Source organism: Sphingomonas sp. (assembly GCF_019749955.1).
In the GTDB taxonomy this organism is placed as follows: domain Bacteria; phylum Pseudomonadota; class Alphaproteobacteria; order Sphingomonadales; family Sphingomonadaceae; genus Sphingomonas.
In genome coordinates, this window is record NZ_JAIEPC010000009.1 from 48,114 (window position 1) to 59,579 (window position 11,466).

The following is an 11,466-nucleotide window of genomic DNA, read 5'->3' on the forward strand; positions in this document are numbered from 1 at the left end:
GAGGTTGCGTTGCTAACCATCAGAGGAGTCTCGGATGCTCGTCCGGCGACTCGCGCAGAATGCGGGCGTACGCCCGACTCACCGCCTCGTCGACCTGGACATCGGATCCCGCGTCGCACACCTCGGCGAACTCCTCCATCGGCATCTGCAGGATCCCGTAGGGTCCACGGTGAGAGAAGCCGAAGTAGGAGGCGAAGCGGCGGTGCAAGTGGAAGGTCAGTTCCGGCTCTTCACGCCCTTCGCCAATCTGCCCCTGGCGCGGGGGGCGCAGCAGCCCGTCCGCCTCGCATCGCCTGAGCAGACGCAGGATGAACGCCTTCCTGTCCGGCGTGGACATGCGGCCCCGACCGAGCGTGTCCAAATCGAAGTGGAAGTTGCCCCGCTCGGGTGTGGAGAGGGTGGAGGTCGAGGCATGGTTCGACTGCAACCTCGCGGTGAGCTTGCCGATGAACTCCATCGCCCGTTCGGCCTCGGCTCCGTCGCGTTCGAAGTTATTGCGGATGCCGTCGTATTTGGCCTTGCTCGACACTCGGACACCCTCGAGCTGGGTGTCCGCCGAGAGCGGCTCCTCCCTTCGCTGAAGGTCGGCGATTGAACGGATCTCGCCGCGCGCGACAGCCTGTTCAAAGATCGCCCCCATAATCTCGAGATAGTCGCGTATGCAAGTGTCGCCCATGTTGGTGATCGTCTGGGCGCCGACGTAGGGGATGCGGCTGAGCCGGAATTCGGAGTAGATCGCAAGAAGCGCGGCGAACTGCTTCCTGCGCATGTAGGCATCCACGTTCTCGTCCCGGGTGTCGCGCAGTCGCTCGCCCAGCTTCTCGAGCACGTAGGTCTCATAAATCGGCGGCGCCTTTCGGCGCGTTGCGGAGCTCGAACGCCGGCTCTTCTCAACCAATGCAGCGAGGTCCGAGGAGAGCGAGTTCCGCGCCGCCTCCAACAGCGCCTGGTCCACGTTAAGGCTTCCGAGGAGGTCGCGCAGATTGCAGTATCTCGCCGGCAGCCGGTCCGGCGGGGGACGGTCTCCGCTAATGTCTGAATAGTATATGCGAAGTCGGGAGACGTTCTCGCAAAGCCGGTAGAAGTGCTTACCGTCGATCTCGTCTAGGTGGAGTTGCGCGCGGTCGGCGTCGCTGAGTGTCTGGTTGTGCTGGATAGTGTTGGTCGAGTCGTAGTCGACCGACACGAAGCTGATCACCCAGAACAGTGGATGGCTCGAGTTACGGACCATCGTGTTGAGGAAGCGCTGCTGGAGCGGTCGGAGCGTCTCGCAGTCGTCGATGCAGATTTTCACGTGGAAGTCAGCCGAGCAGACGCCGTCGGTCGAGCAGGCAAGCGATCTGAGCGCAGAAGCCAAGTCGTTAATGAAGAAACCCGGCTGCACCGGCAGGGTATGGTCCAGCGCCTGGCGCAGCATGCCTCGCGTCATCAGCACGTTGAGGCGCTGGTGGGCTTCGCGAAAAAGTTCAGACAAGTCATCCAGGCTGCGGCAGACCCCCGTCCGCCTGACGTCGAGCGACGGGTATCGCGACATTAGGCCGCGAACGGTCTGTTCCTCCTGCTCGAACGGGTAGGGGAAGCGGCCGGCGGCGCGCAGCGATGCTAGCGCCTCGCAAATCAGCTGAGCGGCGACGAATTCTATGAGCTGCGAAAACAGAGTATGCCCAACCGCTTCGGCGCTTGGGCTCTCGGGGAAGGCCGTTGACCAGTCGATGAGGCCTATTGCGCTCGCGAGGTAGTCGGGCAGCCGGAAGTAGACCGCCAGGTAGTCCGGCGCATCAGACCCCAGTTGATCGCGGACCGTGGGATTGTGAAGCCGCTCTCTCCAGTTCACCGCCTTTAACAGGCTGGTCTTGCCGCTACCGCGCGTCCCGGCGACGTAGGCCGACTTCGTCCCTTCCAGCTTACTCACGTCGGGCGAGATCCAGATCAACGGATGCTGCTCGTGCTCAAAGCGGGTGGGTCGGAAAGGGTTCCTGATCTCGGTCATACCGCCCTCGAGATGCGCCAGTGCGCGCTTGGCCTGTCGGGGTTCTGGACGTGGACTAGCCCGAGCCACCGGAGTTCGTCGATGACACCGTGCAGCATGGCTGCCTCCCAGCCGGTGCTGATCGAGAGTTCGGCGGAATACTTCACTTGATCGGGCTCGATTTTCCGCATTAGCTCCCGGCCGTTCGCGCTCACCATGTTGAGGCCCTCCCGAGCATCCCAAATCGGAACCGACTGCGACGTCAGTCGCTCGACATGGCTGCCGCTGCGCCGGTGACGGCCCACTTGGCAGCCGAGCGGCACGCCGTCCTCGTTGAAGGCGATCTTGACGACGTTGAAGCCGTCCCGCAGCAGCGGCGCGGAGATCGAGATGATTGCGCCGCCCGGATGGCTCGGCGACCGCACAACCTCGACCGGATCGTCGTGGAGGTGGCCATGCAGGAAAATCACTGGCCGCTTGAGGGTCAAGAGCGCCGATCGGACTGAACCGGCGTTGATGAGTTCAGAGTAAGGCGCGATGCGGGGAGTAGTCTGCGGTAGGATGTTGTGGTGCGCGCAGACGACCGGCATCGCCGTCTCGGGCAGAGCCGAGATCGATTCCCGGAGGAGCCGCATTGTCTCATCGTCGATCGCCGGAGTGTCGATCCCCTCGTAGATCTCATTTAGTTCAGCCTCGCTGCCGCCATCGCGGAGGATGCGCTCAATCTCTGGACCCGCCTGCTTTGCGAGGATGCCGCCAAGCAGGCGGATCTGGCCGCAGCCCCGGCAACTGTTGACGCCGTATACGCGAAGCTCTGCGGGCGAGGTCCCTCCGAACACCCGCACCTCCGGGTTGAGCACGCTCGCGGCTGGGAAGCCCGCGCCGGTGATCGAAGCATTGATGTCGTCGAAGCGCTGGTCGGTCTCGGGATCTTTTCGGCGGTCGACGTCGTGGTTGCCGATCAGCAGCTGGCAGTCCGGTGCCGAGCCACTGGACCAGTCAGTCGGGAAGAGATTGCGCAGGTAACTCAGGCATTCGTCGAGGCCGGTCTGGTCACCCCGATTGGTGAAGTCGCCCATGAAGGCTACGAGCTGAGGCCGCTCCTCCTCAACGCTCTTCGCGAGTGCCCGGTAGATCGACTGGAGGGGCGGCATCCCGATAGAGGCCGACAGGGTCTTCGGGAATCCGGGGTCCTTGTTATCCACTGGGGACGCTGTGTTCTCCTTGTCCGTGTAATGGACGTCTCCGACTTGTATGACCTTAAACAGCTGCAAGTTCTGTCCTGTTCTGCGTTCGTCGTCAGTGCCGCCTCGCTGACTGGAATAGCACATTCAGGTTGAGCTGCACCCAGTTTTGCGGGGACCAAGCGAGGCTACGTTAGCCTGCTTCTCGAAGTCCATGGGGCTGAGATAGCCTTAACCCAAAAAGCAGTCGTTAGCCTGGGTTCTTGCGGGCGGCCCTGACCTTGGCCGCATCTGAGTTCGCTGGGCTGAATTGCTTCAGCGACTTGTTCGCTAGGAACCGTCAAACTCGATGTTGCGCAGCGCGATGGTCCGGTCGGCGCGGCGGCGCTCCATCGCCATCTGGTTGTCCGCCGACCGGATGAAGCGCGCAGCGAAGTCGCGAACGGCCTGGTTCTCGTCGGCCTCCCATTCGGCGACCAGGGCCTTCCGCGCCTCCTGCGCTTCGACCCTGCCATATTCGCCGACGAGAACGCCGCTCGAGTCGATGACGACGTCGACGATGTTCAGCAGCTCGTCGTCTGCGGGCAGGAAGCCGACGATGGCGCGCAGCAGCGGATGCAGGAACTTCTCGCCCTCGTAGGCCCTCAGCACCGAGAGCACGAAGTCGATGCCCTCGCGCCCCTGTTCGAGTTGGCTGTAGAGCAGCGCATAGAGCGGGTGCTCCAGTGCGGGGAAGAGCTCGGCGATGAGCCGGCCGCCGTGGAACTGCGAGAACGCCGGATTGGCGTCGAACCACGCCCTCGCCGCCGCCACGATCTCGCCCGGGGCTGCCGCGAGCGGCGCGCGCAGGTAGTAGAGGCCGTGCGGCAGGTCCTCGTATCTGACGTCCCCACTCTTGCTGTCGTGCTGGAAGCGCCGGCCGATCAGGTCGATGACGGCCTGGACGTGTTCCGCCGCGATGACGGCGAGCATTGCCTCGCCGTCGCTGCCTAGCCGCGGCACGTCGGTCATCAGCCCGAGCAGCGGGTCGACCTGCTCGGGGGAGAGTCCCTTGAGCAGCGCGACCTGGTCCCAGTTGAACATGCCGCCGGTCCAGCTGAAGACGCCGCGCGACGCCAAGGACCGCGCGGCCGGAAGGTAGATCTCGTCGAACAGGCCCGACGGATGCTTCGCCGACTGACGGGCCGCAGCGATGGCGGCGTTGTGCAGGATCGCGTCGTCCGCTGCGGCCAGCCCCTTGCCGGTAATTGTGGCCAGCAGGTCGAACCGGAACGCCTCGGCGAACTGCAGATAGTAGGCAATCGAGGACAGGTGCCGGTCCTCGCCGATCCAGCCTTCGACCAGCCGGTCTATATCCGGACCGCGCCCGGCTTCCCAGAGCCCGTGAAGCATGCCGGGCAGCCATGCGGCGAGGCGGTCGCTGAGCCGGGGCAACCACGACAGCAGGATGTCGGGCTGCTTCGTCGCGAGCCGCTTGATGAAGTCCTGGAGTCCCACGAACGTCGCCCCGTCGCTGCTGCGCGTCTCGACGAAGCGCTCGAGCCGCGCGAGCCACTCGTCCAATGTGTCGGCAGTGACTTCCGCGATCAGCGCGTCGATGCCTGCGGACTGCTCTTCCTTCCTCGCCTCGTAGTCGAAGCCCGGCTTCGCCCACATGCTCGCGGTGACGCTGTCGTAACCGACGAGTAACCGGTAGCGGCCCAGTTCGGGATCGGCGTCGAGCGCGGCACGCACGGCAGCGAACGCCTCGAGCAGCCGCCCCTGCGCCGCCGCCAGCGCGGCGTTCCCGGCCATGGCGGGCGGCAGCGCGTGGTAGGCGTAGTATCGCTGATGGACGGCGACCTCGAGATGACGCCTCGCCTCGAGCCCGAGGCCGGGGATCACCCCGGCGAAGAACCCCATGACCTGCGCGAGGTCGTCCATGATGACTTCGCCCAGCTGATCGGTGTAGCCGGCGTTGTTCGGCGTGCTGCCCGCAGCGAGCATGGCATGGCGCACATTGCCCTTCAGCCTGTCGTTGGCGAGAAGCACGTGCAGGCGCTCGAGCTGCCCCAGCGCGTCGCGGCGGATCTGCTTCAGCGCACCGGTGACGACGACCGATCCATTGTGGAGCAGCATCGCGTCGGCCTTCCAGCTGGTGCCGGTCACCGTGCTCGAGAGGGTTTCCTTTAGCATGATGGTGGCGTTTGCGGCGGCATCGAGCAGTGGCGCGTCGTCCATCCCGGCGAACCTGTCGACGATCAGCCGCTGGATCGCCGGCCCGACCCGTTTCCAGGCATGGAGCTCATACTGGGCGAACCGCCGGGCGAGATCGTCGATAGGCTTGCGCTCGTCGTCCGTGACGACAGCGCGGCGCATGGCGATCACGGCGTCGAACATCCGCTCGGGCGCCGCATAGAGCAGATACCCGCTTTGCAGGATCCGGCAGATCTTGACGATGACCGCGTGGCTCTCGGTGCCGGGGTACTCGCGGTTGAAGTAATTGAGCGGCACCTCGGGCATCCCGGGCGCGCGCATCGCCGCGTCGGACATCGCGTCGATGATGTCGGGCGCGGCGGCGGCATAGTCGTCGAAGTGGGGCAGCACGAAGTTCGAGTAGCGCTCGACCGTCTCCTCGAGGCTGTTGCGATCCTCGCAGGCGCGGATCGCCGCGAGGGCGTCTCCGTCGAACATCTCCTTGCCGTCCCGCAGGCGGGCATAGTCGCTCGCGATCTTGTCGAAGGCGTAGCCAGCCGGTTGGAGGTGCTCCTGCATCACCTTGCGCAACCGCTTGCGCATCGCCTCGATCTTCGCGGCCCCGAACCCCACGTCGGTCATCGGCTTGTAGATGGTGTCGTGCGCCATCTCGGCCCAGGCGTGGTCAAGGATCGTCTGGACCTGGATTTCACAGCGCAGTCCGGTAAAGCGGCGGTATTCGGGAAGCGCGCAGCGCTTCTCGCTCAGCTTCACCACCCAGTTCTCCGATATGAAGAACTCGGCGCCCTCCTCTTTGCTCTCGGGGTAGTGCATCTTGGAGCGATCGTAATCGACGTCGAAGTTGTCGCGCAGGATGCCGCTGTGTCCGAACCGCTGGACGTCGCCGTTGGTGTAGAAGATCACGCGGCAGCCCGAGACGTCCTTGGCGACGTCGCCGATCGGTGTGTCGGCGGTTGCCCCGCCCCGGGCGAGCTTCGCCTCGAGCGACACCGGCTCCTTCGCCCGGCGCTGAATGTTCTGCAGGCGAAGGTCGCATTGCTCGGCGATCGCGGCTTCGAGGATCGCCGCTACCGCCTCAGCAAACTCGGCGTAAAGGACCATCCCTCCGCTCTGATATTCGTCGAAGGTCATTCCGTGCTCCCGCCCCGCCCCCAAAGCCGAATTGCGGGAAACATATCCGACGACGATCCGCGGAGCTACCTAGCTTTGGCCTGGCAGAGAGGGACAGCTATCTCGTTCGTCATCGAAGTGAGCTGCCGGTCTGCTACCGGCTCAAGTTTTGCCGTCTGCAAGACATCGGGCATGCGAATGCGCAAATGTCTCTTCCTGACAATTGCGGCCGTTCGACGCGGCGAGCGCAAACGGCAGCGAAATGCCAATCCACACCGAAATCAGACCATGACTGGGCGTGCGGCTGGGGCAGTCGGCGCCATCGGCCGGCATGCCGCATCGGCGCAAACCCCTTGGCCGACTGTCGCGACCCTAGGGCCTGTAAGGAGGGCACTACTCATAGTCGTCATCGCGATAATCGAAATCGTCATTTCGGCGAGCTGTCGCTGGCGGAATGCCTGACAGGTCGGGAAGATCCGTTGTATCAGCCGTATCCGGCGAGGGATCGTCACCGGTGACACCGACCCCAGCTTGCTGTGAATCGCGGTCAACCTCGTCGTCGAAGACATCGCCCAACGCCTTCGCGATACAGTGCCGATCAAACCGCATGAAACCGCGACCGACGTTCATGAAGAAGCCTGCCTTCCGGTAGGCCGATACCAATCCGCGCAACGCTCCGTCGGTCGGATCCCAACCGACCGAAGCCGCCGCAGAGCGCATCTCGGCCGTGCCAAACCCGTCATGCCTGCCCAACTCCTTCAGCCATGCCCGCTTCTGTGGAGTGACCTGGGGTGCATGAATGCGACTCTTATCTCGCTGGCCGGCGAAATAGACCCGCTTTGCGACGTCAAGATCTCGTCTGGCCGTCTCCCGCTCCGCTTCCGCGATATGCAGGTCGCGACTGACCTGTTCGACCGTATACTCAGCCCTTCTGAGGACGCTGATGCACCGACGGACTTCTGAACCGGCGTCGCCATGCCACTGCTCTTCATCTAACATGTTATCTAACATTCAAATACGCGCTGTGCCGACCTTAGCGCCGGAAAGCACGCAATATAGCCATTTTTGACCATTACGGCAACCCAATGTTAGATTGATGGGTGAGTTTTTGAATCGCAAATCCGTCCCACAGCCCCTTTTTGCACCTAACATTGGGGTTTTTTGGTAGGCGCGGCACCGCGCACGAGATTGCCTTCGCGCAGGCCGGTGTCAGCCTGGCGATGATTCGGATCGCAAACAAGTTTCAGTATAGACCATCCGCTCGCCAACGTCAACCAGGCCGACAACGTCGGGCACATTGACGCTGCGCCCCCCGTGCTGGCGGTCACGCTCGAACCGGCCGCGTGAGCCTAGGCGACGCGGCCGACATGACCATGTCCCCAATAGCCGGAGAGCGATGATGCTCGTCGCTCAAGAAGACCCACTTCTACCGCCCGTGCACCGCGGGTTCTGCCAGCGCGCGTGCGTCAAGCGCATCGTCCAACTTGCTTCTATCGATCGCCACCAGCCTGCGGACTATCGACGAACCCTCCGGACCTGGCATCATCACACCATCGAAGAACCCATTCCGGCCCATTTGGAGCTCGACCGTCGGCGTACTCTCCTCGAACAGCAGGAAAAGCCACAGTCGACGCTCCTGCTCGGTCATACCCACCTTCATCCGAGTGCAGTATTTGTCCAGGAAACGCTGAGCTAGCAAGCCATTCCGATCCGATTCCGCTCCCTCTGCAAACGACATTTCTATCCCTGTCGGTGGCGCTAGCGCCATCATCGACCGATCAGGCGGAAGCTGCATCCGCGTCACCGCCAGGTCCTCGTCAGAACTCATCAGGCGCTCCTCGATCCGATACCCAGTGTGCGACACGTCAATGTCGCCCCAGATGCCGCCGAGTGCGACGGTCGTCATGGCCAGCGAAGTATCCGTCGAACCTTCTGACGGCTGGACCAAGCCGCCCTCGTCCTCGTCTGGCGGGACAGTCGGCGAGCCATCCCCTGCTTCAGACCATGTCGATGGAGGGAGGGCATCGGGGACCGCGTCCAACGCTTCCTGGTGCCCCATCTCCTTGATCGCCGACACCACCAAAGCAAGCCGTGCCTTCGGCATGTTCCGGACGTCGTCTACCAGCACACCTGACGCCATCAGGCGGTTGACGAAATCGACCATGGCCGTCGGGATGTTGCGGAGCTCATCAGCAGCGCGACGCCTCGCATCGTTGGCCATCGCCCGCAGCTCGTGGTCGATAACCACATGCTCGACCAGATGGCGCACGAGCGTCGCAATAACCCGGTCATTCGCATATACTGCGCTATCTGCGAATGAAAACGCATTTTCCGGGGATTTGCTGTTGAGCATCGTCCGGAGGCCTGCGAACGCCTCTTCGAGGCCGTCGTCGTCACCTTCGCTCGACTCCTCCGAATCCAGGACAGATTTGCCTCCGGAGACCGCATTCCCAAGTTCCCGGCTAATTATCCGGGAAATCCGGTCGAGCTTGCCTCCGATCCCCTCCTCCTCGATCGGGAGTGCCTGGCCGTCTACCGACTCGAACAGGGCTTGGCCTGCCAACTCAGGGGCATGGGCGACGACCATTTTTGCAAGAATCCCTTGGCTTTTGTTTGGCCTACCTCTGCCTCGCACCCATGAAGTGGCGTTCTTCCCCATAATTCACTTCCACTTCCCATGCTCGATCTGTCCGAAGCAGATCGTCACCCCGGATAAATCGATTCCATTTCCCTTCGATTCAAATACACGGTGTTGACTGGCATCGCAACAGGCTTCAGACTCCCGACTTCGATTTATCCGTCAATGAAAAATCGGCGCACCGGCTCAATCGCGCCGATTCAGCCTATAAAGGGTGCCTACAGGCCCCCTTTTTTACAGGCGCAATACCGCTAACAACGCGGGTGCCCCGCGTTGTTAGCTCAGGCGCAATACCGTAGTTGTGGGCTAAGCCCACAACTACTGCCCCTTCCGCTTCGCTCCAGGAGGCCCGGCCGTCCCGGCCGCCGGCAGGCCGACGTCGTCGTCCTGCGTGTCGCCCCTGCGTGGCTCGGATCGGACCGCCCTGCGGTCCTCTGGTTGCGCCAGCCTTCGGCGGCGCTGTGACCTTCGCTGACGCTCTGGCGAGAAGTTTGGGTGAATGAAAAAAAGCCCGAACTTCTCCGGCGCCGGCCGGTTCCGGCATCGGAAAGAATGCCATGACCACGTTCATCATCTTCGACGTCGAATACCGTGTCGATCACGAAGCGCACGGCCGCTATCTCGCGGCCGAGCGCACCGAGCCGGACGCACCGGATCTGTCCGACCGCGATCCCCGAGCTACGCCGCGCTGGCCCTTCCGTCGGCCTGTGGCGATCAGCTGGATGACCCTGGCGCCGGATGGGGACGGTATCCCCACGCCTGTGACGATGCGGACGGCCGGCAGCCCTGAGCAAACCGAAGGCGAGATGTTGCGCGGCTTTTTCGCTGACGTCTCCAGCGTCGTGCAGTTGGTCCTCGTGTCCTGGGGCGGTGCTGCAACCGATATCCCCCAAATCCTGCTGGCCGCGGCGAGGCATGGCATCACGCTGCCAGAATGCCTGCAGCCGTTCGCGCGGCCCTTCGACATGCGGGGCCGGTGCCACACCGATCTCATGTTGGCGATGGCGCATGGCGCGGCGCGGGTCCATCTGGCCGAGATGGCGGCCGCCATGGACATCCCGGTCAAGCCAGTCGGCGCGCCGACGGCAGTGGCTGGCTATATCGAGGCAGGCAAGTGGTCGCTTGTGAAGGCAACGGCTGAGGCGGACGTTCTGACCACCGCCTTGGTGCTGGCTCACCACCTTGGGCTCACGATGCCGTCCTGCACTGTCCCCATGTGCGACCGCATCGCCAGCTATGCGGTCAAGATGACGCATCGCCCGTTCGCCAGCGATTTCGCCGCCTATCGCGATCGTCTGCGCGCTGCAGCCCTTGCCGAGGCACGGTCCAGTTACGACCGGCTCGCTGCCTGATCCCCTGAGCCCTGCCCGTCGTGGCAGCCTGAAAGGAAACATCATGAAGTTCTATGAATTCGAGGGCGATCCCGCCCTCGAAATGCGCGCGCGTGAGCTCGAACAATCAAGCGACTTTCGCGTCCTGCGGCGCGTGCCGCACCTCCACGAGCTATGGGTGGCGCCGACGCCTGCGCAAGGGCGATCCATCCAGCTGGCGGTCATCGACAGCGAGACGACCGGTCTTGGTGACGGCGACAAGATGATCGAGTTCGCAATGGTGAAGATGGCGCTCGATGCCGATGGCCAGATTTGTGATATCGCTGGCCCAATCGACGGCCTGGAAGACCCCGGCACGCCGCTGCGCCCCGAGATCGTCACGATCACCGGGCTCGACGACGCAATGCTGGCCGGTCAGGGCTTCGACGACGACGGCCTGCGGGAACAGCTCGCCGACGTCGATGCGATCGTCGCTTTCAATGCGGTTTTCGATGCTCGCTTCTGGCGCGTACGCTTTCCATGGCTGACGAAACCATGGATCTGCGCGCAGAAGGATCTGGATTGGCATGCCCAAGGCCATGCCGAGCGGTCGCAGTCGGCATTGCTGGCAGCCAAAGGCTTTTTCTACGGGGGGGGCCATCGCGCGGCACCAGACGCCTGGGCGTTGGCGATCCTGTTGGCCACGCAAGCCCGTGACGGCCGCACGGTCGCCGCCAACCTTGTCGATGGCGCTTTCAGGATCACCCACCGTGTCCGCGCCGCTGGGGCGCCGTTCGGCTGCCGCGCTGATCTCAAGGAGGCGGGCTACAAATGGGACGCGAAGGCCCGGGTGTGGTGGACCGACGTCGAGGCCAAGGATCTCGATGCCGAGATTCTCATGCTCACGGCAATACACCCGTTGATCAAGCCGATGCACGAGCCGGTAGATTGTTTCAATCGGCACATATGGTGACCGATTGATTTGAGCGTGCAGGCGTCGGCCACCGTCCGGCGTCTGCACGCCGACAGGCACAAACCAAAAAGACACAGCAAGCCAAA

Annotated in this window: 8 protein-coding genes; 2 read left to right on the top strand and 6 right to left on the bottom strand. The window is 63.3% G+C overall.

All coding sequences use genetic code 11. The features are described from left to right. Positions 1-19 precede the first annotated feature (19 nt). From K2W81_RS02395 to K2W81_RS02420, 6 genes are all read right to left on the bottom strand, one after another. Positions 20-1,990, bottom strand: a complete 1,971-nt coding sequence (locus K2W81_RS02395; RefSeq protein ID WP_294100941.1) for a hypothetical protein — start codon at positions 1,988-1,990, stop codon at positions 20-22. Next, positions 1,987-3,300, bottom strand: coding sequence for a metallophosphoesterase (locus tag K2W81_RS02400; RefSeq protein WP_294100942.1), 1,314 nt, complete (start codon positions 3,298-3,300; stop codon positions 1,987-1,989). The genes K2W81_RS02395 and K2W81_RS02400 overlap by 4 nt, the downstream gene beginning before the upstream one ends. Before the next feature lie 183 nt (positions 3,301-3,483). Continuing rightward, positions 3,484-6,480: a RelA/SpoT domain-containing protein gene (locus tag K2W81_RS02405; RefSeq protein WP_294100944.1), complete on the bottom strand. Its 2,997-nt coding sequence runs from the start codon at positions 6,478-6,480 to the stop codon at positions 3,484-3,486. Positions 6,481-6,621: 141 nt separating this feature from the next. Further along, on the bottom strand, positions 6,622-6,792 hold the full coding sequence (locus K2W81_RS02410; protein WP_294100946.1) for a hypothetical protein: 171 nt from the start codon (positions 6,790-6,792) through the stop codon (positions 6,622-6,624). A gap of 60 nt (positions 6,793-6,852) precedes the next feature. After that, positions 6,853-7,470, bottom strand: a complete 618-nt coding sequence (locus K2W81_RS02415; protein ID WP_294100948.1) for a hypothetical protein — start codon at positions 7,468-7,470, stop codon at positions 6,853-6,855. A 415-nt stretch (positions 7,471-7,885) separates the two neighbouring features. Next, positions 7,886-9,046: a hypothetical protein gene (locus tag K2W81_RS02420; protein ID WP_294100950.1), complete on the bottom strand. Its 1,161-nt coding sequence runs from the start codon at positions 9,044-9,046 to the stop codon at positions 7,886-7,888. Positions 9,047-9,654: 608 nt separating this feature from the next. Here K2W81_RS02420 and K2W81_RS02425 point away from each other — a divergent pair. Together K2W81_RS02425 and K2W81_RS02430 are read left to right on the top strand one after the other, a co-directional pair. Then, positions 9,655-10,449 carry a hypothetical protein gene (locus K2W81_RS02425; protein WP_294100955.1) on the top strand — a complete coding sequence of 265 codons (795 nt, stop codon included), beginning with the start codon at positions 9,655-9,657 and terminating at the stop codon, positions 10,447-10,449. A 157-nt stretch (positions 10,450-10,606) separates the two neighbouring features. After that, a complete protein-coding gene (locus K2W81_RS02430) occupies positions 10,607-11,380 on the top strand; it encodes an exonuclease domain-containing protein (RefSeq protein WP_294100957.1) in 774 nt (257 codons plus the stop codon). The last annotated feature ends 86 nt before the right edge of the window (positions 11,381-11,466 follow it).